Origin of the sequence: Sphingobium scionense (assembly GCF_014197035.1) — a bacterium.
In the GTDB taxonomy this organism is placed as follows: Bacteria; Pseudomonadota; Alphaproteobacteria; order Sphingomonadales; family Sphingomonadaceae; genus Sphingobium; species Sphingobium scionense.
Map to the genome: position 1 here is coordinate 205,442 of NZ_JACIEU010000001.1, position 25,953 is coordinate 231,394.

25 protein-coding genes are annotated in these 25,953 nt (G+C 65.9%); 9 read left to right on the forward strand and 16 right to left on the reverse strand.

The window, feature by feature from the left end:
- Window positions 1-63: 63 nt before the first annotated feature.
- The 4 genes from GGQ90_RS00850 to GGQ90_RS00865 all read right to left on the reverse strand — a co-directional run bounded on the left by GGQ90_RS00850 (window position 64) and on the right by GGQ90_RS00865 (window position 4,958).
- Window positions 64-2,172: a PKD domain-containing protein gene (locus GGQ90_RS00850; protein ID WP_246428078.1), complete on the reverse strand. Its 2,109-nt coding sequence runs from the start codon at window positions 2,170-2,172 to the stop codon at window positions 64-66.
- A gap of 46 nt (window positions 2,173-2,218) precedes the next feature.
- Complete coding sequence (locus tag GGQ90_RS00855; protein ID WP_188080375.1) at window positions 2,219-3,199, reverse strand: acyl-CoA dehydrogenase family protein; 981 nt, start codon at window positions 3,197-3,199, stop codon at window positions 2,219-2,221.
- Entirely contained in the window at window positions 3,196-4,404 is a 1,209-nt protein-coding gene (locus GGQ90_RS00860; RefSeq protein ID WP_188080376.1) for an acyl-CoA dehydrogenase family protein, read from the reverse strand. Before GGQ90_RS00860 ends, GGQ90_RS00855 begins: the two co-directional genes overlap by 4 nt.
- A 239-nt stretch (window positions 4,405-4,643) precedes the next feature.
- Complete coding sequence (locus tag GGQ90_RS00865) at window positions 4,644-4,958, reverse strand: Rieske (2Fe-2S) protein (protein ID WP_188080377.1); 315 nt, start codon at window positions 4,956-4,958, stop codon at window positions 4,644-4,646.
- 140 nt (window positions 4,959-5,098) lie between these two features.
- On the opposite strand from GGQ90_RS00865, the gene GGQ90_RS00870 reads away from it, so the two are divergent.
- Together GGQ90_RS00870 and GGQ90_RS00875 are read left to right on the forward strand one after the other, a co-directional pair.
- The gene (locus GGQ90_RS00870; protein ID WP_188080378.1) at window positions 5,099-6,244 is read left to right on the forward strand and encodes an acyl-CoA dehydrogenase family protein; all 1,146 of its coding nucleotides are present in this window, start codon (window positions 5,099-5,101) and stop codon (window positions 6,242-6,244) included.
- The gene (locus GGQ90_RS00875; protein ID WP_188080379.1) at window positions 6,244-7,158 is read left to right on the forward strand and encodes an acyl-CoA dehydrogenase family protein; all 915 of its coding nucleotides are present in this window, start codon (window positions 6,244-6,246) and stop codon (window positions 7,156-7,158) included. The genes GGQ90_RS00870 and GGQ90_RS00875 overlap by 1 nt, the downstream gene beginning before the upstream one ends.
- Here the strand turns inward: GGQ90_RS00875 and GGQ90_RS00880 are convergent.
- The 4 genes from GGQ90_RS00880 to GGQ90_RS00895 form a co-directional block, all read right to left on the reverse strand.
- Window positions 7,155-8,075 carry a TIGR03619 family F420-dependent LLM class oxidoreductase gene (locus GGQ90_RS00880; protein ID WP_188080380.1) on the reverse strand — a complete coding sequence of 307 codons (921 nt, stop codon included), beginning with the start codon at window positions 8,073-8,075 and terminating at the stop codon, window positions 7,155-7,157. The genes GGQ90_RS00875 and GGQ90_RS00880 overlap by 4 nt on opposite strands.
- A 13-nt stretch (window positions 8,076-8,088) precedes the next feature.
- Window positions 8,089-8,439, reverse strand: a complete 351-nt coding sequence (locus GGQ90_RS00885; RefSeq protein ID WP_188080381.1) for an EthD domain-containing protein — start codon at window positions 8,437-8,439, stop codon at window positions 8,089-8,091.
- 20 nt (window positions 8,440-8,459) lie between these two features.
- Window positions 8,460-9,842, reverse strand: a complete 1,383-nt coding sequence (locus tag GGQ90_RS00890; protein WP_188080557.1) for an aromatic ring-hydroxylating oxygenase subunit alpha — start codon at window positions 9,840-9,842, stop codon at window positions 8,460-8,462.
- A 118-nt stretch (window positions 9,843-9,960) separates the two neighbouring features.
- Window positions 9,961-11,127 (reverse strand): CaiB/BaiF CoA transferase family protein, encoded by a 1,167-nt coding sequence (locus tag GGQ90_RS00895; RefSeq protein ID WP_188080558.1) that lies wholly within the window; start codon window positions 11,125-11,127, stop codon window positions 9,961-9,963.
- 164 nt (window positions 11,128-11,291) lie between these two features.
- On the opposite strand from GGQ90_RS00895, the gene GGQ90_RS00900 reads away from it, so the two are divergent.
- The 5 genes from GGQ90_RS00900 (at window position 11,292) to GGQ90_RS00920 (ending at window position 16,809) form a co-directional block, all read left to right on the forward strand.
- Window positions 11,292-12,458, forward strand: a complete 1,167-nt coding sequence (locus tag GGQ90_RS00900) for an acyl-CoA dehydrogenase family protein (protein WP_188080382.1) — start codon at window positions 11,292-11,294, stop codon at window positions 12,456-12,458.
- Between the two features lie 10 nt (window positions 12,459-12,468).
- The gene (locus GGQ90_RS00905) at window positions 12,469-13,350 is read left to right on the forward strand and encodes an HpcH/HpaI aldolase/citrate lyase family protein (protein ID WP_188080559.1); all 882 of its coding nucleotides are present in this window, start codon (window positions 12,469-12,471) and stop codon (window positions 13,348-13,350) included.
- On the forward strand, window positions 13,347-14,594 hold the full coding sequence (locus tag GGQ90_RS00910) for an acetyl-CoA hydrolase/transferase family protein (protein WP_188080383.1): 1,248 nt from the start codon (window positions 13,347-13,349) through the stop codon (window positions 14,592-14,594). Before GGQ90_RS00905 ends, GGQ90_RS00910 begins: the two co-directional genes overlap by 4 nt.
- Complete coding sequence (locus GGQ90_RS00915; RefSeq protein ID WP_188080384.1) at window positions 14,594-15,373, forward strand: enoyl-CoA hydratase/isomerase family protein; 780 nt, start codon at window positions 14,594-14,596, stop codon at window positions 15,371-15,373. The genes GGQ90_RS00910 and GGQ90_RS00915 overlap by 1 nt, the downstream gene beginning before the upstream one ends.
- A gap of 74 nt (window positions 15,374-15,447) precedes the next feature.
- The gene (locus GGQ90_RS00920; RefSeq protein WP_188080385.1) at window positions 15,448-16,809 is read left to right on the forward strand and encodes an aromatic ring-hydroxylating oxygenase subunit alpha; all 1,362 of its coding nucleotides are present in this window, start codon (window positions 15,448-15,450) and stop codon (window positions 16,807-16,809) included.
- Window positions 16,810-17,147: 338 nt separating this feature from the next.
- On the opposite strand, the gene GGQ90_RS00925 is transcribed toward GGQ90_RS00920, so the two are convergent.
- From GGQ90_RS00925 to GGQ90_RS00955, 7 genes are all read right to left on the reverse strand, one after another.
- Window positions 17,148-17,831, reverse strand: coding sequence for a Fe2+-dependent dioxygenase (locus GGQ90_RS00925; protein WP_188080386.1), 684 nt, complete (start codon window positions 17,829-17,831; stop codon window positions 17,148-17,150).
- Window positions 17,832-17,903: 72 nt separating this feature from the next.
- A complete protein-coding gene (locus tag GGQ90_RS00930) occupies window positions 17,904-18,671 on the reverse strand; it encodes an energy transducer TonB (RefSeq protein ID WP_188080387.1) in 768 nt (255 codons plus the stop codon).
- 147 nt (window positions 18,672-18,818) lie between these two features.
- Window positions 18,819-19,109: a ribbon-helix-helix domain-containing protein gene (locus GGQ90_RS00935; RefSeq protein WP_188080388.1), complete on the reverse strand. Its 291-nt coding sequence runs from the start codon at window positions 19,107-19,109 to the stop codon at window positions 18,819-18,821.
- Window positions 19,109-19,831: an acetoacetyl-CoA reductase gene (gene phbB / locus GGQ90_RS00940; RefSeq protein ID WP_188080389.1), complete on the reverse strand. Its 723-nt coding sequence runs from the start codon at window positions 19,829-19,831 to the stop codon at window positions 19,109-19,111. Before phbB ends, GGQ90_RS00935 begins: the two co-directional genes overlap by 1 nt.
- Window positions 19,832-19,850: 19 nt before the next feature.
- Complete coding sequence (hemH, locus tag GGQ90_RS00945; RefSeq protein WP_380767100.1) at window positions 19,851-20,861, reverse strand: ferrochelatase; 1,011 nt, start codon at window positions 20,859-20,861, stop codon at window positions 19,851-19,853.
- Window positions 20,858-23,137, reverse strand: a complete 2,280-nt coding sequence (locus GGQ90_RS00950) for a molybdopterin cofactor-binding domain-containing protein (protein ID WP_188080391.1) — start codon at window positions 23,135-23,137, stop codon at window positions 20,858-20,860. The genes hemH and GGQ90_RS00950 overlap by 4 nt, the downstream gene beginning before the upstream one ends.
- A 39-nt stretch (window positions 23,138-23,176) precedes the next feature.
- Window positions 23,177-23,611 carry a CoA-binding protein gene (locus tag GGQ90_RS00955; protein WP_188080392.1) on the reverse strand — a complete coding sequence of 145 codons (435 nt, stop codon included), beginning with the start codon at window positions 23,609-23,611 and terminating at the stop codon, window positions 23,177-23,179.
- Window positions 23,612-23,807: 196 nt separating this feature from the next.
- On the opposite strand from GGQ90_RS00955, the gene GGQ90_RS00960 reads away from it, so the two are divergent.
- Both GGQ90_RS00960 and GGQ90_RS00965 read left to right on the forward strand, forming a co-directional pair.
- Window positions 23,808-24,452 carry a hypothetical protein gene (locus GGQ90_RS00960; RefSeq protein ID WP_246428079.1) on the forward strand — a complete coding sequence of 215 codons (645 nt, stop codon included), beginning with the start codon at window positions 23,808-23,810 and terminating at the stop codon, window positions 24,450-24,452.
- A 49-nt stretch (window positions 24,453-24,501) separates the two neighbouring features.
- Window positions 24,502-24,960 carry a GNAT family N-acetyltransferase gene (locus tag GGQ90_RS00965; protein WP_188080394.1) on the forward strand — a complete coding sequence of 153 codons (459 nt, stop codon included), beginning with the start codon at window positions 24,502-24,504 and terminating at the stop codon, window positions 24,958-24,960.
- Here the strand turns inward: GGQ90_RS00965 and GGQ90_RS00970 are convergent, their stop codons facing one another.
- Window positions 24,961-25,926 carry an Mrp/NBP35 family ATP-binding protein gene (locus GGQ90_RS00970; protein ID WP_188080395.1) on the reverse strand — a complete coding sequence of 322 codons (966 nt, stop codon included), beginning with the start codon at window positions 25,924-25,926 and terminating at the stop codon, window positions 24,961-24,963.
- Window positions 25,927-25,953: the final 27 nt, after the last annotated feature.

Sequence of the window (25,953 nt, forward strand, 5' to 3'; positions counted from 1 at the left end):
ATGCCCCATCGAAATCACGTGCCCCTCGTGCCGCCATGGTCCCCCGACGGCAGCGGTGCCGATTTACTCCACCATTACCCGCACCCGGCCGAGATTCTGGATGCGGGCATAGGGGGTGGCCGCATCACCCTTGCGCTCCGACGCGATGCGCAGCGCGGGGAAATAGGTGCCGGGGACAGCGAAGATGTGGCGCGTCGTCAGTGTCAGGCTATTCCCAGAACCGCCAGGTAGCTTGGCCTTCTCGGCAAAGGCGCCACTGCCGTCGAAATCCCATTCCGCCGACACGATCCGGCCGGTGCCCGGCGGCACGCTGATGGTTGCGCGGAAGGTGACGGCCGTGCCGGGTTTCACCACCGCCTTCGCGCCGCCATTGGCGGTGACGCTGGCGACCGGCTGGATGCCACCGCGCGCGGCCGCATCGGCCGGCACGATCACCTGGCCATTGTCGATGCGATAGGCGGTGTTGGCCGGCGGCGTAGCGCCCTTTTCCACCCAGGCGGACAGGTCGCGCAGCGCCTGTTCCAGCACGCCCAGATAGCTGACCGTGCGGGTCGGGTCTTCCTGATGGCTGCTGTCTCCGTGCAGCGCATGGTCGGTGAACCAGATGCGGAAATTCTGGTCGGCACCCGCGCCCTGCGCGGCGATCACCCGCTGGCGATACCAGTCGCCCTGCCAGGGCATGGCCTCGCGATCCCACAGATTTTCGACCAGGATCATCTTGCCCTGGAACTGGCCGGTCATCGGCGGCTGGCCCATCGGCTTGCCGGTGGTCGCGGCGGTAAAGAGCGGCCCCAGCAGGAAGGGGCGCTGGGGATAGAGCGGCTTGCCATCGGCCCCGCGAAACTGGTCCCAAACCGGATAGCCGGCATCGGCCGGCGGCACCTGATGCCAGTGATAGGTTTCGGCGGCGAGGAAATTGCTGTTGTCGACGCGCACCTGATCGCCGGTCTTCAACAGGTCGACGGTGGCATCATCCACCACGCCCAGGATCACGACATCGCCGGCGATGCGGTTGATCGTCAGCCGCTTGCCCTGTGCCGCGCCCGACCCGATAATCAGGTCGCCGCCGACGAAATAGGTGGCGGGCGGCGGGCTGGACAGGCGGAAGGCGACGATGCGCTGCGCCGCCCGGCCCTGCAGCGCAGCAAAGGCATTGTCGACATTGGCAGCGCCGTCGGTGATGCGCGTGTCAAGCTTCAGTTCGGCCGCCTGCGCCGCGCTGATCGGCGCGGCGACGGTCGCCTCATGCTGCAACCGATAGCCCGCAAAACTCTTGGGATCATCATGGCCGAGATAGCCCGGCTTGGTCCAGAAATCAGTGAAATAGCCGGCGTCCGCCATCACCATCCCGCCATAAAGGGCGGCAAAGCCATGGATGCCCATCGTCTTCCAGCCGAACCAGCTGGGTGTCGGGAAACCCATCGCCGTCACCTCGCGCAGCACCGACGCCTGCTGCGGCGTCAGCCCGGCATAGGGATCGCCACTGCCGCCCGGCTCCACCGCATCCAATATCTGCGGGAACTTGTCGTTGAGCACCCGCATCGCACGCATCCGCACGGAGAACATGTTGGGCGGCGCCATCGGCGATCCCAGCACATAGGGAACGACACCGTCCCACACGCCGGTCGTATTCTCGATCGACCCGACCGTGCGGAAGCCGCCGCCGCTGCCGCCAAAGGCATAGCCATAGGGACGCTTGCCGCCGTACATCTGCTGCGCGACGACGCGCGAATAGCGGGCCGATGCGGCATTGGCGCGATAGGCGGCGATGGTGAAGTCGTTGGGCTTGCCCGGCATGCCCACCTGGTCGCGGCCGCCGCCATTGGTCTCGACATAATAGCCGCCCGACGCGATCGCGAAGCCGATATAATCTTCCTCGCCGTCCGTCAGCTTCTGCGCCAGATTCTCGTCATCGGGAACCGGCGTGATATGCTGGAAGAAGCGGCCCTGATACTGCTTCTTGTCGGGAAAATAGAAGGAGAAGCGTGTCTCCGTCCCCTTGAATCCGCCATGCACATAGCGGTGCCGCACCGGCGCATCACGCCATTCGTCGATATCGATATAGGGCTGGGTGAAGAGCGGGTCTTCGGCTGCGGTGGTCGGGGCGCTGCTCGGCTGAGCGTCGGCGCCGGTCCCCGCTGTCGCGACCAGGGCCAGTGACAGGGCTGTCATGCAGAGGGCAATCGATCGGCGCATCATCTTCTCTCCCGTCATGGTGTCAGACCGCCGCTGCCAGCGCCGCCCTGCCCGTTTGTTCGTCCCAATGATCCGCGTCGCCGCCGAGCGCGCAATTAAGCATCGCCCGCTTCAGGAACAGGTGGCAGGGATGCTCCATGGTGAGGCCAATGCCGCCATGAAGCTGGATCGCCTCTTCCGCGACCAGCCGATAGACGGCGCAGGCCAGCGCCTTGAGCGCGCCCAGTGCGATGATATCGGTATCGGCCTGCTGCGCCCGGCTCCAGAACAGGGCGTCGGCGGCGGTCAGTTGCGTTCGCATGTCGGCGACGCGATGCTTGAGCGCCTGGAACAGCGCCAGTGGCCGGTCGAACTGTTGCCGGGTTTCCAGATAGGCGACGGTCATCGCCAGCGCCGCCTCCGCGCCGCCCAGGCTGTCGCCCGCCAGGCAGAAGAGGCGCAGCGCCTCGATCCGATCGGCCAGCGCGCAGGCGGCATCCCCCTCTGCCAGCGTAAGGCCCGGCCCTTCGACCGTAACATCGAACAGGCGCCGACTCTTGTCCCACCCGATGCGATAGGTGACGACAAACTGCTCCGCCGGCACCAGCGCCACCCGATCGGCTGTAACGTGCAAAACATGGCTGGCAGTATCGGCATCGGGCACGCATGTCAGGCGATCGGCGCCATCCAGCCCGCCTGCCAGCGATGCGGTCATCACCTCGCCGGCCATGGCATCGGCGATCAGCGCGTCGCGCTCGGGCAGGTCATTGGCCGCCGCCAGCGCCTCGATCGTCAGCATCTGCGCCAGCACGGGGCCGGGCACCAGCACCTTGCCCACGCCCTGATGGATGACGCCCGCCGCCTCGCGGCCGAGGCCCAGGCCGCCCAGTTCCTCCGGCACGCCCATCATCAGCCAGCCCATCTCGGCGATCAGCGCCCAGCTCTGCGCCGCATCCGGGGCCAGATCGCTCTGGCCGAAGGCCTTGTCGGCGGCGTCCTGCACTTCCGCGCGGGTCATGTTCATGCCGCGCCCTCCTTCAGCGTCCAGCTCTTGGGTTCGCGCGGCATGCCGACCAGCCGTTCCGCGATGATATTGCGTTGCACCTCGTCGCTGCCGCCGGCGATGGTCCAGGCATAGCTGTTCATGAAATCGGCCATCCAGTTGCCGGTCTCCATACCGCCACCAAAGGTGATCGGGCTGTGATATTGCGCGTCGATGCCGCCCAGCCGCAGCCCGAGCGCGGTGAAGTCCCGCAGCGTGCGCGAATAGGACAGTTTGACGATCGACGCGTCGCCGACCCGCTCGATCCCGGCGATGCGGTTGGCGAGGAACTGGTCGGCGACGGCGCAGGTGGCATCTACCTTGGCGCTCAGCCGGCCGAAGTCGCGGACTATGCCGCTATCTTCCTGCCGGCCCTGTGCCCGGATCAGATCGGCCAGCCGCCACAGGGCGCCACGCAGCCGGGCGCTCAGTTCCAGCAGGGTCAGGCCGCGTTCGGAGGAGAGGGTGGATTGCGCGACGGCCCAGCCCTGCCCCTCTTCGCCCAGCCGATCGCTCACGGGAATCTCGACATTGTCGAGGAACAGCTCGGCAAATTCCTCGTCACCGTGAATCTGGTGGATCGGCCGCGCGGTGACGCCCGGTGCCTTGAGGTCGAGCAGCAGATAGGTGAGGCCCGCCTGTTTCGGCCCGTCATTGCTGGTGCGCACCAGCAGCAGGCATTTGTCGGCGAACTGGCCCATGGTCGACCAGAGCTTCTGACCGTTCACCACATATGTGTCGCCGACCCGCTCGGCGCGGGTGCGGACATTGGCCAGGTCCGATCCGGCATTGGGCTCGGAAAAACCCTGGCACCAGATTTCACCGGCCAGGATGCGTGGGATCAGCAGCGCCTGCTGCTCCTCGCTCGCCCATTCGAACAGGGTGCAGGCGGCATGATAGGTCGACATGAAGGACAATAGCAGCCGAGGCGTATCGGCGCGCGCCAGTTCCTCATAGAGGATCTTCTGTTCGGCGAGACTGCGGCCGCCGCCCGGCCATTGGGCCGGCCAGTGCGGCACGGCATAGCCTCCCTGGACCAGCTTCGCGAACCAGTCGCGCTGGATCTGCAGGAAGGCGGACTCGCTGCTGCTGCGGTCGCGCCAGCCCTGCGGCGCATTGTCGGCCAGCCACTGGCGCACTTCCTGCCGCAGCCCGTCGAGCGCATCGGTCAAAGCCTGCCCCTCCATCCCGTTCCGGTTCCTCTCATGCCCGACGCTAGGCCCAATTGCGCCGCCCCCCGCAAGATGGCGGGCGGCGATATCCCCAAGGCGATGGCTGGTAAGCCCTTCCTTCGATCGGACACGCAACGACGCAACCACCCCCTCCGTCATCCCGGACTTGATCCGGGATCCATTCAGCGCTCGCTCTCAACCGTAGCGCTGAATGGATCCTGACCTCCGTCAGGATGACGAGAAGGGAAATGGCGCTAGATCGCCACCTCGATGATGCCGTCGACGATGCGGACGGGATAGGTGGCGATCGGTTCGCTCGCCGGGCCGGTCAGCGGCTCGCCGGTCTCCAGGTCGAAACGCGCGCCATGCGCCGGGCAGGCGATCCAGCCCAGGCGGATGCGGCCGCAGGCGAGCGGTTCGTCGGCATGCGAGCAGAGCGCGGCGATGGCGTGAATCTGTCCGTCGCTATTGCACAGCAACAGCGCGCGACCATCAATGGTCACCGCCTTGGTTTTCCCCAGCGGCACGTCGTCATAGCATGCCACTGCCCTGAAATCGCTCTCACTCATGACGGAAAGCTGCCCAAGCCGGCGGAGCGCGGCAAGGGTCTGCCCGCGCCCATCACCGGGGCGTTCTCTTGCCCGCCGCCCTGTCGCGGCGCGCTGCTCTTAAGTATCGCATCCCTGTTGGGCAGGGGATGCGTGGACCAATGAATTTTGAATGGACGCAGGATGAAGAGGCTTTTCGCCAGCGGTTGCGCGATTTTCTCGCCGCGACGCTGCCGGAGGATTGGGAGCGTTTCTCGCAGCATGGCCCGGCCTCGCCGGCGCTGACCGACTATGCCCGTACCTTTTGCGGGCGCCTCGCCGACGAAGGGCTGCTGACCCCGCACTGGGCCAGGGAGATTGGTGGCCAGGGGCTCGATCCCTGGCACCAGACCATATTGGCCGAGGAAATGTGGATCGCCGGCGAACCGCGCGGCGGCCAATATATGAACGTCAACTGGGTCGGGCCGACGCTGATCCGCTACGGCTCGGACGCGCAGAAGGCGCGCTATCTGCCCGCCATCACCGGCGGCCGCGCGCTCTGGTGCCAGGGCTTTTCCGAACCCGGTTCCGGCTCCGACCTCGCCTCGCTGCGCACCCGCGCGACCCGCGACGGCGACGTCTATCGCGTGTCGGGGCAGAAGATCTGGACCAGCTATGCGGGTCTGGCCGACACCTGCTTCCTGGTCTGCCGCACCAGCGACGATCGCAAGCAGGGCATTTCCATCCTGCTGGTGCCGATGGACACGCCCGGCATCACCGTGCGGCAAATCCCCTCGCTGATCGGCGAAGGCGACATTCATGAGGTGTTCTTCGACGATGTCGTCGTGCCGGTGGAGGCGCGGCTGGGCGAGGAAGGCCAGGCCTGGGAGATTATCGGCTATTCGCTGACCAATGAACGGCTCGGCATTCCCCGCTATGCCCTCGCCCGTGCCGCGCTCGACCGGGCGGTAACGCTGTTGCAGGCCCAGGGCGAATTTGCCGGCGAGGCGGTGCGGATCGAGGCGGCCCATGCCGCCGCCCTGTGCGAAGCCGCGCGGATGGCGAGCTACGCGATCGTCGACCGCCGCTGCCGGGGCGAGGCGATCGGCGCCGAATCCAGCTCCGCCCGTTTCGCCACGGTGATGGCCGAACGGCGGGTATGCGAATTCATCGTCGAATATCTGCCGCAGGCGCTGGCCGACGCCCACCCCTATCTCAAAATGCATCATCAGCGCGGGATCGTCGCGGGGATCGCCGCCGGCGCGGCGGAAATCCAGCTCAACATCATCGCCAGCGATGTGCTCAAACTGCCGCGGGAGCCGCGCTGATGAACCTGTCCCTGACCGACGACCAGATCGCGATTCTCGACGCGATCGACACGCTGACCCGGCCCTATGCCGGCGCGACGCTGCATGAGGCCGGGTTTGCCCTGACCAGCGAGGCGCTCGACCGCGACCTGGCGGAGGGCGGCTTCCTCGACATCGGCTTCGATCCCGACCTCGGCGCGATCAGCGCCGCGCTGGTGGTCGAGCGGCTGGCGCGCCTGCCGCAGACGGTGGAGGCAGCGGCCAGCGCCCTCATCCGTCCGCTGCTGGGCGATGCGACGCCGCGCCCGCTCTGCCTGGTGGAGGAAGACAAGACCCATCGCCCTGTCCGCTTCCTTGCGCCGGGCGCGACGGTGCTGCTGGTCGGACCGGATCGCGTGCGCAGCTTCGTCGCGGGCCCCGAGCATGTCCGGGCCGAACCGGAAGCGCTTTATGCCTATCCGATGGGCAACCTGATCGCCCAGCCGGACGACCGCACCGACCATAGCGTGTCGGCCGACGATATCCGCACCCGCTGGCGCGTGGCGCTGGCGGCGGAGGCGGCGGGCCTGCTCGCCGCCGCGCTGGACAGCACGGCCACCTATGTCACCGACCGCCAGCAGTTCGGCCGGCCCCTCGCCACCTTCCAGGCGCTGCGCCATCGTCTGGCCGAAGCGCAGGTGCGCGCCAATGGCCTCTACTGGCTGGCGATGAAGGCGGCCTCGACGCTCGATGCCGGGGACGCTGCGCTGGCCGCGCTCCATGCCCAGGAATCGGCGCGCACCAGCGTCTATGATTTCCACCAGTTCCTCGGCGCCATGGGCATGACGCTGGAACATCCGTTGCACCTGTGGACCTATCGCCTCAAGGCGCTGATCGGCGATCTGGGTGGACGCGGCGGCCAGGCGCTCGCCGCCGCCGACGCGCTCTGGGGTTAGCCCAGCCTGGGCTTGATCTCCTCGATCACCCAGCGGGCATAATCCTCATATTCGCTGATGCTGCGCACCGCCGGGATCGGCACCGAACTCATGGTGACGCCCAGCGTCCCGAACCAGCCGAGCCGGTCGATGATCTCCGGCGCGGTCATGCCCGGCCGGGCGCGCGGATCGTCGACCACGGCGTGGCCCTCACCGACCCGACTGGTGGCAAAGCCATACATCACGTCGAACGGCCGGCCGTCATAGCCCGGCTGCGACTTGATGAAGTCGATCTTCGCCGGGATATCCTCGGGCTTGGTCAGATAGGGCCACCAGCCGCTGGCATGGCGCGCGGCGCGCCTAAGCACGGCGTCGGCCTCGCCGCCCATCCAGATCGGCAGATGCGGTTGCTGCACCGGGCGCGGGGCAAAGGCGACATCGCGGAAAGAGACGAACTCGCCCTCGAACTGCGGATCGTCGCTGGTCCACAGCTCGACGATCGCGGCGAGATATTCGTCGCACATCCGCCCGCGCTGGTGGAAGGGAACGCCGAGCAGGTCGAACTCCTGCTCCAGCCAGCCCGCGCCGAAGGTCACCATCGCCCGGCCACCCGACAGCCAGTCGATCGTCGACAGCGCCTTGGCGGTGATCGCGGGATGCTGCAGCGGCAGGATCGCGATCGAGCTGTTGATGCGGATGCGGCTGGTGGCGCCGGCATAATAGCCCATCGCCGCATAGGCATGGAAATGATGCGGCCCCGACAGGTCGACATGGGCGCGCGGGATCAGGAAATGTTCCGGCACGCTGATCATGTCATAGCCCAGATCATCGGCCAGCTTCGCCAGCCGCGTCTGGTCCGCCCCCGTGACCGACAATTCCCAGGGCTGCATCGTCGCCTTCAGCTCGATCAGCCGGGGCATGCCGAACGCGAATTTCATGCCTGTCGTCCCTTCATGTCTCCGGAATATGCGTCTCATGTTCGGCCAGCATGGCGCAGAAGCGCGACTGGGCGCGGTCGAACAATTGTTCCTCGTCGGCGATCACGTCGTCGGGCAGGATGCCCTTGCCCATCGCGTCCAGCACCATGTCGAACGCCGCGCGATCCTTGATCCACACCTCGGTGATGACGTCGAAGGGCAGGTCCGGCATGCCCGGCCCAGGGCCGATATAGCGGCGCGCATAATGGCTGACGCCGACCATATAGCGCATGCACAGCGGCGCATGCTGCCCTTCATAATAGGCCCGGAACTGTTCCGGTGTCAGGTCGGCGCGGCGCTTGAGCAGGATGACCAGCTTGTGCATCGCCGCGCCTCCCTATGTGGTCAGAAGCCCAGGTCGACGATCGGCCCGTCGAAATTGCCGGCCAGCTTTTGCGTGCCTGCGACCAGCTTGTCGGGCGACACGCCGTTCAGATAGCCGTCGATGATGCGCTGATAATTGCTGATCAGCCCCTCGATATCCTTGGACAGGCGCATGAAGTCGAACCCTTCGGCATGCATCCCCTTCTGCTGGATCGGGATGTTGGAATAATCCTGGCGCGGGATCATCGGGAACTGGTCGCTATCATAGGGCAGCATCACCGGCTCCATCACCACCGGCGGCTCCTGCCCTTCGGGGAAATGGGTCAGCGACCACAGCTCGAACATGCAGCTTTCCGGGCCGAGCGGGCGGATGCGATAAGCCGCCATGCTGGAAAGGAAGGGCAGCAGGAAATAATTGGGGAAGATGAATTCGACCGACTTGACCGGGGTCTCGACCGCGATCTTGTTGAGGTCAGGCGTCGGCTCGCCCCGCGCCTGCCCGGCCTGGGTCACGAAATGATTGACCATGCCGAACCATTGCATGATCGCCTGGCCCGGATCTTCGGGCAGTTCCACATCGATCAGGGTGCGGGCGACAGCGACATCCTTGGCATGGCACATGCCCGCCATGCCGTCGCTCAGCAACTGCATATGCTCGACCTGGTCCTCGATATTCTCCTTCATCGACCGGTTGGGATTGATCGGCACGCCGATCCCGCCGGTGTCCATGCCATACATCATGTTATAGAGGATCGGCACCTTCTGCTGCAGCTGCGGATGGGTGCGCATGACATGATAGCCTTCCATGAAGGCTTCCATCGCGATCTTCCAATTGGCTGGCAGGACGGTGCCGAAACACCATTCGGCGCGCATCTTGTCCGCATTATAGGCTTCCAGTCCGATCGCGAGCGGACCGAGCTGTTCGCGCAGCGAGGGCGCCTCATCGTCGAAATTGATGAAGACGCAGCCCATCTCGATCTCGGTGCGGCAGGGGCGCAGCGCCAGATCCTGTTCGTCCAGCTGATGCTCACTGAACATGTGCCGGCCATAGACGAAGGTGTTCTTGCCCTCGATATTCCAGCGCCAGCCATGGAAGGGACAGATGAAGCCCTTGCCCTTGCAATTGCCGTGGCTGCCCTCGGTCAGCGGCACGCCGCGATGGCGGCAGGCATTATGATAGGCGCGAATGCCGTCCTTGGTCCGCACGATGATGACGGATTTGCCCAGGTTGCTATATTCGATCCAGTCGCCGACCTCCGGCACCTGCTCCACGCGGCAGGCCATCTGCCAGACATGGGGCCACAGCTCCTCGCATTCGCGGCGATAGAAATCCGCGTCATAATAACGTGCCGTGGGAATGCGCTCGGGATCGCTGATTTCCAGCGGGAAGTCCGCGCGCGTCATTTCAGCAGCCTCAACCATCACATGCCTCACCCAGATTTCTTGCTTGGACAAGGTGGTAAAGGCTGGGTCGGGGAGCGCCAAGGCAGCGCCCCAACCCATCGCCATGCCGATGGAACGATCAGGCGTCGGACGCGGCCACCCCCAGTTCGTCCAGCACTTCACGGCTATGCGCCCCCAGTTCCGGCGCGCCGCCCGCGACCCGGCCCGGCGTCTGCGAGAACCAGGTCGGCACGCCAGGGAAGCGCACCGGCCCCTGCGGCGTCTCGACCGTCTCGAAAAAGCCGATCGCGTTCAGATGGTCATTGTCGAACAGCTCATCCGTGGTGCGCAGCGGCGCGGCGGGGATGTGCAGCGCCTCCAGCAGGTCGAGCCATTCCTGCGTCGTCCGCTCGGCAAAGGTTTCGCCGAGCAGACCATAGACCCGGTCGATCTGCTTCGCGCGCTTGGCCAGCGTGTCGAACTCGTCGGTCGCCCAGGGCGGGTTCACCGCCGCGACGAAGGCGTTCCAATGCTTGTCATTATAGACCAGCGCCGCGACATGGCCGTCCTTGGTCGCATAGGGCTTGCGGTTGCGGGCGACAACGCGGTGATAATGGGCCGGCCCCAGCGGCGGATCAAACAGCATGCCGCTGGCATGTTCGGTCAGCATGAAGGACGCCATGGTCTCGAACATGGACACCTCCACCTCCTGCCCCTCGCCGGTGCGTTCGCGGTGGAACAGCGCCATCATCGTCGCATAGAGGCCAGTGAGGCCCGCCACCTTGTCGGCGATGATCGTCGCCATGAAATCGGGCTTGCCGGTCATCAGCTGCTGCAGATGGGGGATGCCGCATTCCGCCTGGATCGTATCGTCATAGGCGGGCTTGTCGCCGTCCGGCCCGCGCCGGCTATAGCCATAGCAATTGGTGTAGACGATGTCGGGTCTGATCGCCTTTACCGCCGCGTAGTCGAAGCCCAGCTTGGCGATCGCCTTGCCGCGCATCGAATGGATGAAGACGTCGGCCGTCGCGATCAGCGCGCGCAGCGCCGCCTTGCCCCCCTCCTGCCGCAGGTCGAGCACCACGCTGCGCTTGCCGCGATTGACGTTGGTGAAGACGCCGCCCAGCTCCGGCGTCGGCCCGGCATTGATATAGCGGGTATTGTCGCCCGCCGGTGGCTCGATCTTGATCACGTCGGCGCCCATGTCGGCCATGATCTGGGTGGCATAGGGGCCGAACACCATCGCCGTCAGGTCCACCACGCGGATCCCGGCCAATGGCCCTTTAGGCATGTGCGTCGCGTCCATCATCCTCTCCCCATAACTGCCTTGGGGCTAGGCCAAGGGCGCGGCGAAATCCACGCGCAACCCCTTCGCCCCACCGATATGTGGGGCAGCCCGATTGTGCGCGCGGGAGGCCGGATGATACCCGCAGGCGATCATTCAGACGCCAGCAGAAGGCCCCCAGAGACGTGGATTTTGCCCTGACCGAAGACCAGAGGAACATCCGCGATGCGGTGTTCCAGCTCTGCGCCCAATTCCCCGACGACTATTGGCTGGACCGGGACAAGGACGCCGTCTTCCCGTCCGATTTCCACCGGGCAATGGCCGACGCCGGCTGGCTGGGCATCGCCATGCCCGAAACGGCGGGCGGCGCGGGCCTAGGCATCACCGAAGCGGCGATCATGGTGCAGGCGGTGGCGGAGGCCGGCGGCGGCATGACCGCCGCGTCCAGCATCCACGGCCCGGTCTTCAGCCTGGAGCCGATAGCCCTGTTCGGCACGGACGAACAGCAGCAGCGCATGATCCCGCCGATCATCTCGGGCGCGGAGAAGATGTGCTTTGCCGTGACCGAACCCAATACCGGGCTCGACACGACCAAGCTCAAGACCAGAGCCGAGCGGGTCGAGGGCGGCTATCGCGTCAATGGCGAGAAGATCTGGATCACCAACGCCCATGTCGCCGACCGGATGATGCTGCTCGCCCGCACCACCCCGCTCGATCAGGTGAAGAACAAGACGCAGGGCCTGTCGCTCTTCTTCACCAAGCTGGATCGCAGCAAGATCGAGCATCAGCTGATCCCCAAAATGGGCCGCCACGCGGTCGGCTCCAACATGCTGTTCATCAACGACCTCTTCATCCCCGAAGAGGATCGGATCGGTGAAGAGGGACAGGGCTTCAGGATCATCCTCAAGGGGCTGAACCCGGAACGCATATTGCTTGGCGCCGAAGCGATCGGCATCGGCCGCAACGCGATCCAGCGCGCCGCCCGCTATGCCCGCGAACGCATCGTCTTCGACCGGCCGATCGGCATGAATCAGGGCATCCAGCATCCGCTCGCCAAATGCTGGATGCAGTTGGAGGCAGCGAACCTGATGGTGATGCAGGCCGCCACTTTGTTCGACAAGGGCGAGGACTGCGGCGTGGAGGCGAACAGCGGCAAATATCTCGCTGCCGAATCCGCGTTTGAGGCCTGCCATACCGCGATGCTGACCCTGGGCGGCATGGGCTATGCCCAGGAATATCATGTCGAACGGCTGCTGCGCGAAGTGCTGATCCCGCGCACTGCCCCGGTCAGCCCCCACATGATCCTCAATTTCATCGCCGAAAAGGTGCTGGAATTGCCCAAATCCTATTGAGGCGAAAATGATGACGCTGCCGATCAAGATGCGCTCCTGGCTGTTCGCGCCGGGCGACAGCGAGAAGAAGATGACCAAGGCGGCGGACAGCGCTGCCGATATCGCGCTGTTCGACCTGGAGGATGCGGTCGCCACCGAAAACAAGGCGATCGCCCGCCAGATGGTGCATGACTTTCTCGCCGCCCGCAGCGAAGGGCGCGAGCGGCTGTGGGTGCGGGTCAATCCGCTCGATGGCCCCTATACGCTCGACGATCTCGCCGCGATCATGCCGGCGCGGCCGGGCGGCATCATGCTGCCCAAAGTCTATGGCCGGCAGGATGTCGAGCTGCTCGACCATTATCTGACCGCGTTCGAGGCGGCGCATGGCATCGAACGGGGATCGACCCCGCTGATCGTGCTGGTCACCGAAACGGCCGAGGCGATGTTTCATACCGGCGATTACAAGGGCGCGCCGCGCGTGGTGGCGCTGACCTGGGGCGCGGAGGATCTGGCCGACTCGATCGGCGCCAGCTCCAACCGCAATGCCGACGGCAGCTATGGCTTCACCTATGAACTGGCGCGGTCGATGTGCCTGCTGGGCGCTGCCACCGCCGGCGTCACCGCGATCGAGACGATCCAGGGCGATTTCCGCGATCTCGACGGGTTGAAGGCGCGGGCGGAGAAGGTCCGGCGCGACGGCTATCGCGGCATGCTGGCGATCCACCCGGCGCAGGTCGACGTCATCAACGCCGCCTTCACCCCCACGCCGGAAGAGATTGCCGAGGCCCAGGCGATCGTCGACATCTTCGCCGCCAATCCCGGCGTCGGCGCAATCGGCTACAAGGGCGGGATGCTCGACCGCCCCTATCTCAGCCGCGCCGAGCAGTTGCTGCGCCAGGCCGGGGCCTTGTGATCGACCTTACCCCCTATCTGCGGCGCGGCGACCGCATCGTCTTTGGCCAGGCCTGCGGCGAGCCGGTCAGTCTGGTCAGCGCGCTGATCGAGCAGGGGGGGCAGGTCGGCGACCTGTCCGCCTTCATCGCCACCAGCTTCTCAGGCTTGTTTACCCTCGAAAGCGCGGACAGTTTCCGCCTCTCCTCCATGGGCGCGATCGGTGCGCTGCGGTCGATGACCAAGGCTGGCAAGCTGCAGGTCATCCCGGTCCATGTCAGCCAGGTCGCGCCAATGATCGCGGCCGGCATCATCGGCTGCGACGTGGCGATGATTCAGCTCAGCCCGGCCGACGCCGACGGCAACCATAGCTGCGGCCTGATCGGCGACTATGTCCGCGCCGCCGTGGACAAGGCGCGGGTGGTGATTGCGGAGATCAACGAAGCCGTGCCCTATGTGCCGGGCGAACTGATCCCGGCATCCGCGATCGACGTCGCCATCCCCGTGTCGCGCCCGCCGGTAGAGGTCGCGCCCGCGAAGATCGCCGCCACCGACGAGGCGATCGCCCGCCACTGCGCCGCCTATATCGGCGACGGGTCGGTGATCCAGACCGGCGTCGGCGCGGTGCCCGACGCGATATTGCGGCTGCTGGGCGACCGGCGCGACCTGGGCGTCCATTCGGGGATGCTGGGCGATGGGCTGGTCGAACTGGCGGAGGCCGGCGTGCTGACCAATGCGCGCAAGGAAATCGACACCGGCGTCTCGATCAACGGCGCGCTGATCGGCACCCGCCGCCTCTATGACTGGGCGCATAACAACCCGGCCATCCGTATGTGCGCGACCAGCTACACCCATGACGCCGCAGTCCTCGGGCGGCTCTCGCGCCTCGTCACCATCAACAGCGCGCTGGAGGTGGACCTGACCGGCCAGGTCAATGCCGAACAGTCGGGCGCGGCTTATCTGGGCGGCACCGGTGGCCAGGTCGATTTCGTCCGCGCCGGCGCCCGCTCGCCCGGCGGCTGCTCGATCATCGCGCTCTCCGCCTCGGCCAAGGGCGGCAGTTTGAGCAAGATCGTGCCGACCCTGTCCGGTCCGGTCACCACCGCACGCAGCGATGTCGACATCATCGTCACCGAATATGGTGCGGCGGAACTGAAAGGGCAGACACTCGCCGAACGCACCCGCCGCCTGATCGCCATCGCCGACCCGGCCTTCCGCGAGGAACTGGAGCGGGCGGCCCATATCATCCAGCAGAGGGGGTATTGATGCCCGAAGCTTCAACCGACGCAGTCCTGTTCGATGCGCGGCCCGATGGCATCGCCATCCTCACCATCAACCGCCCCGACCAGCGCAATGCCCTGGGCCGCGACGTGCGCGAGGGGCTGCGCGCCGCCTGGCAACGGTTCGAGCATGATCCGGCCCTGCGCGTCGCCATCCTGACCGGCGCGGGGGAGAAGGCCTTTTGCGCGGGCGGCGACCTAAAGGAGATGGTCGACACCGGCATGACCGTGCCGCCCCGCGCCATGTTCCCGTTGCCCTATGACAATATCGAACTCAGCAAGCCGACGATCGCGGCGGTGAATGGTGTGGCCTTTGCCGGTGGCTGGATGATCGCCCAGGCCTGCGACCTGTGCGTCGCCAGCACGGCGGCGCGCTTCGCCATTACCGAGGTGAAGGTCGGGCGCAGCTCGCCCTGGGCCGCGCCGCTCATTCACATGATCCCGCAACGGATCATGATGGAGATCATCCTCACCGGCAAACCGATCACCGCCCAGCGCGCTTATGAGATCGGCCTGGTCAATCGCCTGGCCGAGCCGGATGCGCTGATGCAGGTGGCGCTCGATCTGGCGGCGGAGATTTTGGAGGGCGCCCCCTTGTCGGTGAAGGCCGGGCGCGACACGGTGATGCTGGCGACCGAGATGGGCCGTGCCGCCGCGTTGCAGGCCGCCCGCGCCGCCTCCGAACATACCTACAACAGCGAGGACGCGCAGGAAGGACCGCGCGCCTTTGCCGAAAAACGCAAACCACAATGGTCCGGGCGCTGAGCCCGACTGTCTGAAATCGTCAAGTCCGGGTGACGCGGGCATGGCAAAAGGGTGAAATGGAGAAGGAATAGGCCATGAACGAGATCAGCAGCATCGGCACGCCCGGCGAGGATCTGATCGAGCCGGTCATCGTCCCGGTCGAAGCCTATGTTTCGAAGGACTATGCCCGCGCCGAGCAGGAGCGGCTGTGGCGCAAGGTCTGGCTGCAGGCGGCCCGGCTGGAGGATATTCCCGAGGTTGGCGATTTCGTCACCTATGACATTCTTGAAGATTCGGTCATCATCATGCGCACCGGCCCGGATGAGCTGAGCGCCTATCATAATGTCTGTCCGCATCGCGGCCGCCGCCTGATCGATACCCCGGCGGGCCAGCGCAACGCGCGCGGCAACCGCAAGTCGATCATCTGCGGCTTCCATGGCTGGACCTTCGATCGCCAGGGCCAATGCACCTTCGCCAACCATGCCGACGACTGGCAGGGCAAGCTGACGGCGCAGCGCACCGCGCTGGGCAAGGTCAGCGTCGACATATGGGGTGGATGGGCGTGGATCAACCTCGATCCCGATTGCGGCCCGCTCGCCGATTATCTGGGCGTCGTGCCCGACATGCTCGATCCCTTCGGCCTTCAGAATATGCGCTATCGCTGGCGCAAATGGATCATCTTCGACTGCAACTGGAAGGTCGCGATGGAGGCGTTCAGCGAGACCTATCATGTCCAGACCACCCATCCCGAATTCAACGCCTTCGGCGAATTTCGCGGCTGGGCGCGCAAACATGGGCTGCACACCAATATCGGCTATGAAGCGCCCAAGAATATGGACGAGAACCAGGCCAAGCTGCGTATCGGATCGGGCGAAGACCCGCGCCTGTCGACGGCGGAGATGCAGCTTTTCACCTGGGAAAATGCCAATACCAACACGACCATGACTTTGGTCGCCGCCGCGCAGCGGCTGAAGGACGAACTGCCCGAGGGTACGCCCGCGCCGCAGGTGCTACAGCATTGGCTCGCCACGGCGCGGGCCGATGACGAGAAGCGCGGCGTCTTCTGGCCGGTGGTGGAACCCGCCCATACCGCCAAGAGCGGCACCGCCTGGCAGATATTCCCCAATTTCCAGATCGGCCATGCCGTCAACAACATGCTCTGCTATTCCGCCCGCCCCTATGGCGCGGACCCGGACAAGTGCATTTTCGAGGCGGCGGTCTATGAACTGTTCCCGGCAGCGGAAACGCCTGCCACCGAATGGGAATATACCAGCGCCGAGGAGTGGCCGCCGGTGCTGCAGCAGGATTTCACCAATATGCAGGCAGTGCAGCAGGGCATGAAGAATGTCGGCTTCCGCGGCACCCAGCCCAACCCCTATATGGAGCGGGCGGTCGCCAGCCTTCATTACAACCTGTCCCGCTACATGGGGACGGGCGCACCAAAGCCGCTGGACTGACTCATCGTCACGGACGGCGGCGGGACTATCCGTCCTGCCGCCTGTCCTATTTGGATTTTCTCTGATCTATCCTGCGGGATGGATCACTTTTTGCGCCCTGCCCAGCCCGCCAGCCCCCGCACGGGGCATGGCGGACAGTGACCCGATCGTCGCTTCACAGGCGCGTCGGCGTAAGCCGATCGACGCATCACCGTGATGCAGCTCTGACCCAGGCGACGCGCGTCCGTCGCCTCACCGGCGCATATCACGGGCGTTTGCGGTGCATTTGGCCCGAATCACGCGACGACACTGTGAACTTCGGCACTGTCGCGTCACTGTGCCCCGGCAATGACCGTCCTTCAGGCGTCGGCCCAGCGGCGCAGCAGATTATGATAGACGCCGGTCAGGCGGATCACCTGGGCATCGTCATGGCCGCGATCGAGCGCCAGTTGCTGGATCGAACTGTCGAGATCGAACAGCATCTGGCGCGCGGCATCGTCGCGGATCATCGACTGCATCCAGAAGAAGCTGGCGACGCGCCGGCCCTGCGTCACCGGTTCGACCCGATGCAGCGAGGAGGAGGGATAGAGCACCGCCTGCCCCGCCGGCAGCTTCACCTGCTGCACGCCGAAATGGGTCTCGATCGTCAGCTCGCCGCCCTCATAGCTTTCCGGCTCTTCCAGAAAGACGGTGATCGACAGGTCGGATCGGACACGAAAGCCGGTGCCGGCCTGGATGCGCACAGCATTGTCGACATGGGTGCCGAACGCCTGCCCGCCGGCATAGCTGTTGAACAGGGGCGGAAAGATCTTGAGCGGCAGCGCGGCAGCGATGAACAGAGGCGACCGGCCAAGCGCATCGAGGATCATCTGCCCGGCCTGGCGCGCTTCCGGCGCGGTTTCGGGCAATTGCAGGTTGCGCTTGGCCAGCGCCGACTGATGGCCGGAGGTAACATTTCCATCGACCCATTGCGCCGCATCAATGAGCGCGCGGATATGCGCGACACCGGCGGCGTCGAGCAGGTCGGGGACGACGATCAACATGCAAAACTTCTCCTGGGCGACCGACGCGCACGCTGGTCTTGTCCATTGCCGACTATCGGAAAAAAAGCGGGATCAGGCGGCAGCGGCGCGGATCATGAAGGGGATTTCGACCACCCCTTTGACCCGCACGGCCTGGCCATCGCGGATGATCGGGCGCCAGCGCCAATGCTTGACCGCGTCGCGCGCGGCATCATCCAGCCGCGCAAAGCCGCTGCTACGGGCAATGCCGATGCTTTCGACGCCACCATCGGTGCCCACCACCAGCGCCAGCACGACGGTGCCCTGCTCGCGCTTGCGCCGGCTGTCGATCGGATAACGGGGCGGCTTGCCCGACACCATCTGCGCGCCGATATCGCCGGCCTGCACGACCGAGGGGGCAGCGGCAGCCATGACCGGCGCGGCGGGTGCCGGCGGCGATGGCGGGGCCGACACGGCGACCGGCGACGGCACGGGGACCGGATCGGGCGTGGTGGCGATCTGCACCGGCGGCACCGGCGTCTGGACGATCGGCGGCGGCGCCACGACCTGGGGCTGGGATGGCGGCGGCGGGGGCGCTTCGGCGGCGGGCGGCGGCGGGGGTGGCGACAGATTCACCACCGTCAGCTTCGCCTCTTCGGCTCGGACGACATGATTGCGCACCTGGATCAGCGCGCCGATCAGCAGCGCATGCACGACCAATATGGCGGCAATGGCCGGCAGGTTGGGGCCGCGACGGGCGCCATAGCGCTCGACCGGAACGGCGATGGCGGTAATCCCGGCGACGGGCATCGGACGATCGTCACCGACATCGGCGAAATCGGTCGCATAGACCTCCGCCCTGCCCTGTGCCGCCTGCAGCATTGCCCGTCCTCCATCCGTCAGCCCAGGATCGCGATACAGCGGACCCTAATGCGAATCAATTTCATTCGCAGGCCCCTAGCGCATTTCGCCCCGGCGCAGAAGTCCGGAAGAAACGCTATAGCAATGCAGGAACGGCAACAGAGACAGTCAGGCGTCGGAGGAATCCGCCTGCATCGTCCGGGCAAACAGCCAGCAGCGCATGGCGCTGGCCAGATTGGGCGGATCGTCGGCCGCTATCCGCGCCACGTCGATCCGGGCGATCAGCGCATTGATCGGCAATTCGGCCTCGGCAGCGGCATCGCGCAGTGCCTGCCAGAAAATCGGCTCCAGGCTGATTGCGGTCTGGTGCCCGGCAATGGTCACGCTGCGCTTGACCGGTGGGGCAAAGGGCGACGCCCCGGACGCGGCTGCGCCATCGGAAGCATCGCCCTTGGCCATCAATACATGTGTTGGCCGCCGTTGATCGACAGCGTGCTGCCGGTCACGAAGCCGCCTTCATCGCTGCAGAAGAAGGCGACGCCGCGGGCAATTTCATGCGCCTGACCCAGACGGCCGACCGGAATCTTGGCGACGATCTTCTCCAGCACCGGTGCCGGCACGGCGGCGACCATGTCGGTGTCGATATAGCCGGGCGCGATCGCGTTGACGGTGATGCCGAACTTCGCGCCTTCCTGCGCCAGCGCCTTGGTGAAGCCATGGATGCCCGACTTGGCGGCGGCGTAGTTGACCTGGCCATATTGGCCGGCCTGGCCGTTGATCGAACCGATATTGACGAAGCGGCCCCAGCCGCGCTCGCGCATGCCGCCAAAGGTCGCCTTGGCCATGTTGAAGCAACCGCCAAGGTTGATCCGCATGACCTCGTTCCAGTCGTCGAAGCTCATCTTCGCCAGCACGCCGTCGCGCGTAATGCCCGCATTGTTGACGACGATGTCGACCGGGCCGAGCGCTTCCGCCACGGCGGCGCAGCCATCCAGGCAAGCCTGATGATCGCCGACATCCCATTTGAAGGTCGCGATACCGGTGGCCTCGGTGAAGGCCTTGGCCTTTTCCTCGTTGCCGGCATAGTTGGCGGCAACCGTATATCCCATTTCCTTGAGCGCCAGGCTGATGGCTTGCCCGATACCGCGGGTTCCGCCGGTCACGATCGCTACTCTCGACATGCGCCTGTCCTCTCCTGTGCTAGACCCTCTGGTCTACCCATCCTGAAAGCTCGCGGCCAACCAGCCGCTGGTAGAGGGTGATAGCTTCGGGAGATGCGTTTAGACAGGGTAAAAAGGCAAATTTTTCGCCACCTTCCGCTAAAAAAACTTCTTTCGCGCGAAGACCTATTTCCTCTAGGGTTTCCAGACAATCTGCCGAAAATCCGGGTGTCACGACAGCAATGTTCCGGACACCTTCTTTCACCAATCTGGTGAGCGTCGCTTCGGTCTCCGGTTCCAGCCATTTGGCCCGTCCAAAGCGCGACTGGAAGCTCATATGAACGGGCAGTGACAGCGCCTCCTGCAACAAGCGCACCGTCTTCACCGCATGGCAATGATAGGGATCGCCCAGATGCAAGGTACGCTCGGGCATGCCGTGAAAACTGGCCAGCAGCGCATCGGGCTTGAAGTCCAGTGCCGCCATCTGCTGCGTGATCGATAGCCTGAGCGCCTCGATATAGGCCGGATCGTCATGATAGGGCGGCAAGCTGCGCACCGCCGGCTGCCACCGCATCTTCGCCATAGCGGCGAAGGCGGCATCGAGCGCCGTCGCCGTCGTCGCGGCGGAATATTGCGGATAGAGCGGGGCCAGCAGGATACGCTCGCAGCCCTGCGCCTTCATCGCCGCCAACCGACTGGCAATGGAAGGATTGCCGTAGCGCATCGCCCAGTCGACCACGGCATCCTGTCCCATCGCGCGTTGCAATGCCGCCGCCGTGTCCCGTGTATGGACCGCCAGCGGCGATCCCTCCGTCATCCACACCTGCTGATAGGCATGGGCCGACTTCTTGGGCCGGGTCGTCAGGATCACGCCATGCAGGATCGGCTGCCAGATCAGCCTGGGAATTTCCACGACGCGCGGATCGGACAGGAATTCGGCGAGATAGCGGCGGACCGAAGCCGGATCGGGCGCATCGGGCGTGCCCAGATTGATCAGCAGGACACCTACCCTCGGCGTGGCAATGGACGGATGATCAGCCGGCAGCATCAGCCATTCCCCATGATCGGCAGGCTGCGGAATCGCTGCCCGGTGACGGTGAAGAGCGCATTGGCGATCGCCGGCGCGGCAAGCGGTGCGCCAAGGTCGGTGACGCCGGCCGGATCGGCGGTGCTGCGGATCAGTTCCACGCTGACCTCTCCAATATCGCCCAGCCGCGGCAGGTTCATCCGCCCCAGCATGGCGCGCGTCGGCATGCCAGCGGCATAGGGCACCGACGCCCCCATGGCGAGCGCGAGGCCATGGATCAGCCCGCTTTCTATCTGCTGCCGCGCGATATCGGGATTGACCTGATCGCCGCAATCCACCGCCGCGACCATCCGCCGCACGCTGAGCTTGTTGCCCTCGATCCCCGCCTCGACCATCACGGCCGCATAAGCGCCATTCATCATATGCGCGGCAATCCCCTGCCCGCTGCCGGCAATGCCCCCCTGCCAGCCGCCCATCGCTGCCGCCGTGGAGAGACAATGGGCGAGGCGCGGGTTGCCGCCCAACATCTGGATGCGGAAGGACATCGCCTCGATCCCCGCCAGATGGGCGAGTTCGTCAAGGAAGCATTCGGTGAAGAAGGCGCTATGGAGATGCGCATTGCCGCGCATGAAACCGAGCGGCAGGCCAACGTCAGCAGGATAATGATCCACGGCCCAGTTCGGAATGGCATAGGGCGGCACCATGCCGGCCACGGCCAGCCGCGTCGCCTTGTCGCCCGCATCGGCGGCGGCATCATGCGGCAGCTTGCCATGGGCGATGCGCGACCAGGTCTGGGTCATGGCGCAGGGGGCCGCGACCTTGGCGAGCCATCCCTCGATCATGCCACCACGGCCCAGCTTGGCCGCCATGCGGGCATGAGCCGGCGCGCCGGGCCGATCCTGGATCACATCCTCCAGCCGCGACCAGAGCAGTTGCACCGGGCGGCCGACATCGCGCGCGATCAGCGCCGCCTGCACGCCCGCCTCCCAGTCCAAATGCCGTCCGGTCGCGCCGCCGGCATGGAGCGGGTAGAGCGTCACCGCGCTATCCGACAGACCGAGCGCATCGGCGATCGCGGCGCGGGCCAGCGCGGGCGCCTGCGTCGCGATCCAGACTTCGGTGCCCTCCTCCGTCACCCGCGCCGTCGCGCACATCGGCTCCAGCGCCAGATGCAGGCCGGGATCGACCTGATATTCGCTGGCCAGGATCGTCGCCTTCTCGAACACCGGCAACAGGTCGCCCTGCACATAGAGGCGCCGACCGGCATCACCGGAAAAGGCATCCTCCAGCGCCGCATCGATGCGGCCGCTGTCGACCGGCGTGCCCCGCAGGATGAAGCTGGGATCAATCAGGTCGAGCGCACGGTTCGCCGCCCACCAGTTTGTGCCGACCGCCGCGATCCAGCGCTCGGTGCGGACCAGTTTCAGGAAGCCGGTAATCTTCTGCGCCTCGGCATCGCGCGCATCCTTCAGCACGGCGTCTCCGATCGGCCCCTGCCGGATCGAGGCGAAGACCATGTCGGGCAGCCGGATGTCCGCGGCGAAATTGTGGCTACCGTCAATCTTGGATGGGGTGTCGAGCCGCGGCAGATCCTGCCCGGCCAGCCGGCCGTCATTGCCCTGTCGATAGGGCAGGATGTCGGGCAGGGTGAAACCGGCGGCATCCTCCACCACATCGCCCAGCCGCAGCTTGCGCTCGGCCCCGTCGGTAATGATGCCATTCTGGATGTCGCAGCTTTCCCAGGGCACGCCCCAGCGCGCCGCCGCCGCCTTGCACAGCAGCACGCGCGCTGCCGCACCGGCCCGACGATAGGCGTCATGGAACATCGGCACCGACGTGCCCGCCCCGGTCAGCATCAGCGCGCTGCGCGTCGCATATTGGTCGATCGCCCAATTGCCGGCATCGCCCGCCACGCGGGTCCAGTCGCTCGCCAGCCAGTCACGCGCCAGCAGGCCGTTGGCATAGAGCGGGCTGATCGGCGCGCTCTGCACCGCAACGGTGCGCCAGTCGGCGCCCAGTTCGTCGGCCATTATCTGCGGCAGGATGGTGGTCACCCCCTGCCCCATTTCGGTCTGCGGCACGATGGCGATCACCTGTCCCGCCCGGTCGATCTTGAGGAAGGCGTCGAACACCTGTTCACCCGGCCCGACATTGAGGTTGGGCCGATAGCTGCGCGGCCAGGCCGCCCAGGCCAGAACCAGTCCCGCTGCCGCGCCGCCACCGACCAGCAGCGTGCGACGGCTCACACCTCTGTCGCTCAAACCTCTGTCTTTGCGTCGTTTCAACGGTGTCCGCGCCATGGCCTTGCTGATAGAGGCGCGGTGCCGTGCTGCCTAGGGCTAATCCGCCGCGATCGGCGCAAGGCCAAGCCGTCGGATCTCAATCGCGGGACAATAGTCCATCACGACCTTAAGCCCCGCCGCTTCGGCACGGGCCGCGGCATCGGCATCAATCACCCCCAACTGCATCCAGACCGACTTGGCGCCGGCGGCGATCGCCTGATCCACCACCTCGCCCGCAGCCTCGCTACGCCGGAAGATGTCGACCATGTCGATCCGCACGCCGATGTCGGACAGCCGATCCCAGACGAATTCGCCATGGACATGTTCGCCGGCGATCTGCGGATTGGCCGGCAGCACCCGATAGCCATGATCCTGCAGCGTCTTCATCACGCTGTAGCTCGGCCGGTCGGGGCGATCGGAAATGCCGACCAGTGCGATGGTCCGGGTTTCGTTGAGCAGATCGGCAATATCCTGCGCGGCGGTGAGCGGCATGGCGGTCCTCCTGTTCCGTTCCCCGATATGGGCAGGGCGAAGGCGCGAACAAGGGGCTTGGCCCGCCCCGGTCCTAACCAATTCCTAAGCAGCATCCGGCTAGGTCCGGCAATGCGCGATTCGCGCCGGCCGGTGGGGACGGGCCGTATCCAGGGGGTCTGAGATGAAGTCTGTCGTCATTGCCGCGCTTGCCATTATGGCTACGACTGCCCAGCCGCTGCTGGCACAAGCCGATGCGCCGCTGCCCGTCATGCAGGCGCCCGAGGCCAGTCCGGCCATGGTCCTGCCCGCCAACACCGCCGTCATGCTGCGCATGAACAGCGAATTGTCCAGCAAAACCGCCAAGGAAGGGTCGATGTTCGACCTGTCGGTCGCCGATCCGGTGATGGTCGATGGCTATGTCGTCATCCCGATGAATGCCCGCGCCGTGGGCGAAGTGACCTGGCTGACCGGCAAGGGCGCGTTCGGCAAGTCGGGCAAGATGAATATCGAACTGCGCTATATCGAAGTCGCCGGGCGCCGCATCCCGATCAAGGGCAGCTTCCGTCAGGAGGGCGAGGGCAATACCGCCGCGACCATCGGCGGCGTGATCGCGGCCGGCGTGTTCGCAGGCTTCATCACCGGCAAGACCGCGATCATCCCGGCCGGCCGCGAACTGCAGGCCTTCACCCAGAATGAAATCGCGCTGGCGCCGCCGCGTCGTCCTGCGCCCATGCTGGGCCAGCCGGCACCGATCCCCGCCAGCTACTCGCCCGCGCCCCGCGCCGCGCCATTGCCGGCCGCCCGGCCAGCGCCGCGCCGGTCGATGGTCGACCCGTCGCTGGAGATCAACGTCAAATAAGCCGGACTTGGCCGTGGCGCACCGTACGCGCCACGGCTAGACCCTGCCGATGTTCGATATTCGCGAAGACGATCTGAGCGGCGCGCCGACACGCGCGCTATTGGCCATCCATCTGGCCGGCATGCAGGCGGAATCACCATCAGAAAGCGTCTTCGCGCTCGACCTGTCGGGATTGCAGCAGCCGGGCATTTGCGTCTGGACCGCCTGGGATGGCGACCAGATCGCCGGCGTCGCCGCGCTGCGCGATCTGGTCGGGGGTCAGGGCGAACTCAAGTCGATGCGCACCCATCCCGATCATCTGCGCCGAGGCGTGGCGGCAGCCCTGCTGCGCCATATCATCGGGCAGGCACGGCAACGGGGCATGACCCGGCTCAGCCTGGAAACCGGCAGCGGCGCGGCCTTCGATCCGGCGCTGACGCTCTATCGCCGGAATGGTTTCGTGAATGGCGAGGCGTTCGGCGAATATCGCGCGAGCGCCTTCAACCAGTTCCTGCACCTCAGCCTCTGATCAGGCGGCCTTCGCCAGCCAGGCCGCGACCTTTTCGGCGACGGCGCGGAAGGCATCGGCATGCGGCCCTTCGCCGGCCGCCGGCGGATCACCCGCGTCGGAGCGCTTGCGAATGTCGATTGCCAGCGGGATGCGGCCGATGAAGGACAGGCCAAGCTCGCCGGCCGCCGCTTCCGCGCCACCGCAACCGAACGGGTCGGACACTTCGCCACAATGCGGGCAGGCATAGCCGGCCATATTCTCGACCAGCCCGATCATCGGCACCTGCGCCTGTTCGAACAGGCTGATCGCGCGGGTCGCATCCATCAGCGCCAGATCCTGCGGCGTCGAAACGATCACCGCGCCCGCCGGCTTGTGCTTCTGGAGCATGGTCAGCTGGATGTCGCCCGTGCCCGGCGGCAGGTCGATGACCAGCAGGTCGGTGTCGCCCCAGTCGGCGTCGATCAACTGCCCCAGCGCATTGCCGACCATCGGCCCGCGCCAGGCCAGCGCCTTGCCCGGATCGACCAGATGCGCCATCGACAGCATCGGAATGCCGAGCGGGCTTTCGACCGGGAAGAGGCGTTTTTCGCGCGCCTGCGGCTTCTGGTCCTCGCTGGCGAGCAGCCGCGCCTGCGACGGACCATAGATGTCGGCATCGACCAGACCGACCTTGTGACCCAGCCGCGACAAAGCGATGGCAAGATTGGCCGACAGGGTCGACTTGCCCACCCCGCCCTTGCCCGACGCCACGGCGATGATACGCGGCGCGCGGCGCTCGGCCGTCATGGCGATACGCACGTCGGTGACGCCCGGCAGCATCAGGCCGCCCTCGCGGATCGCGGCAGCCACGGCATCGCGCCGTTCGGGCGCCAGACCGCCCACGTTAAGTGCCAGGCTCAACACCCCATCCTTGACGCGCGGCGTGCTGGCACGACCATCGGTCAGCGTCTTCAGGCGGGCGGCAAAATCATCGATATCGGTCATGACTTGGCCCTCTAGGCAATAATCGTC

What these genes read in the sequence shown, in the direction of transcription:
- GGQ90_RS00895 (WP_188080558.1), bottom strand. Translation starts at nt 11,127, where the DNA reads ATGGACGCGACGCACATGCCTAAAGGGCCATTGGCCGGGATCCGCGTG.
- GGQ90_RS00970 (WP_188080395.1), bottom strand. Translation starts at nt 25,926, where the DNA reads ATGACCGATATCGATGATTTTGCCGCCCGCCTGAAGACGCTGACCGAT.
- GGQ90_RS00925 (WP_188080386.1), bottom strand. Translation starts at nt 17,831, where the DNA reads ATGTTGATCGTCGTCCCCGACCTGCTCGACGCCGCCGGTGTCGCGCAT.
- GGQ90_RS00890 (WP_188080557.1), bottom strand. Translation starts at nt 9,842, where the DNA reads ATGACGCGCGCGGACTTCCCGCTGGAAATCAGCGATCCCGAGCGCATT.
- GGQ90_RS00885 (WP_188080381.1), bottom strand. Translation starts at nt 8,439, where the DNA reads ATGCACAAGCTGGTCATCCTGCTCAAGCGCCGCGCCGACCTGACACCG.
- GGQ90_RS00850 (WP_246428078.1), bottom strand. Translation starts at nt 2,172, where the DNA reads ATGACAGCCCTGTCACTGGCCCTGGTCGCGACAGCGGGGACCGGCGCC.
- GGQ90_RS00955 (WP_188080392.1), bottom strand. Translation starts at nt 23,611, where the DNA reads ATGCCGCTCACCGCCGCGCAGGATATTGCCGATCTGCTCAACGAAACC.
- phbB (WP_188080389.1), bottom strand. Translation starts at nt 19,831, where the DNA reads ATGTCGAGAGTAGCGATCGTGACCGGCGGAACCCGCGGTATCGGGCAA.
- GGQ90_RS00920 (WP_188080385.1), top strand. Translation starts at nt 15,448, where the DNA reads ATGAACGAGATCAGCAGCATCGGCACGCCCGGCGAGGATCTGATCGAG.
- GGQ90_RS00865 (WP_188080377.1), bottom strand. Translation starts at nt 4,958, where the DNA reads ATGAGTGAGAGCGATTTCAGGGCAGTGGCATGCTATGACGACGTGCCG.
- GGQ90_RS00870 (WP_188080378.1), top strand. Translation starts at nt 5,099, where the DNA reads ATGAATTTTGAATGGACGCAGGATGAAGAGGCTTTTCGCCAGCGGTTG.
- GGQ90_RS00875 (WP_188080379.1), top strand. Translation starts at nt 6,244, where the DNA reads ATGAACCTGTCCCTGACCGACGACCAGATCGCGATTCTCGACGCGATC.
- GGQ90_RS00930 (WP_188080387.1), bottom strand. Translation starts at nt 18,671, where the DNA reads ATGCTGCAGGCGGCACAGGGCAGGGCGGAGGTCTATGCGACCGATTTC.
- GGQ90_RS00860 (WP_188080376.1), bottom strand. Translation starts at nt 4,404, where the DNA reads ATGGAGGGGCAGGCTTTGACCGATGCGCTCGACGGGCTGCGGCAGGAA.
- GGQ90_RS00905 (WP_188080559.1), top strand. Translation starts at nt 12,469, where the DNA reads ATGACGCTGCCGATCAAGATGCGCTCCTGGCTGTTCGCGCCGGGCGAC.
- GGQ90_RS00855 (WP_188080375.1), bottom strand. Translation starts at nt 3,199, where the DNA reads ATGAACATGACCCGCGCGGAAGTGCAGGACGCCGCCGACAAGGCCTTC.
- GGQ90_RS00965 (WP_188080394.1), top strand. Translation starts at nt 24,502, where the DNA reads ATGTTCGATATTCGCGAAGACGATCTGAGCGGCGCGCCGACACGCGCG.
- GGQ90_RS00935 (WP_188080388.1), bottom strand. Translation starts at nt 19,109, where the DNA reads ATGGCCAAGGGCGATGCTTCCGATGGCGCAGCCGCGTCCGGGGCGTCG.
- GGQ90_RS00960 (WP_246428079.1), top strand. Translation starts at nt 23,808, where the DNA reads ATGGCTACGACTGCCCAGCCGCTGCTGGCACAAGCCGATGCGCCGCTG.
- GGQ90_RS00915 (WP_188080384.1), top strand. Translation starts at nt 14,594, where the DNA reads ATGCCCGAAGCTTCAACCGACGCAGTCCTGTTCGATGCGCGGCCCGAT.
- GGQ90_RS00950 (WP_188080391.1), bottom strand. Translation starts at nt 23,137, where the DNA reads ATGGCGCGGACACCGTTGAAACGACGCAAAGACAGAGGTTTGAGCGAC.
- GGQ90_RS00880 (WP_188080380.1), bottom strand. Translation starts at nt 8,075, where the DNA reads ATGAAATTCGCGTTCGGCATGCCCCGGCTGATCGAGCTGAAGGCGACG.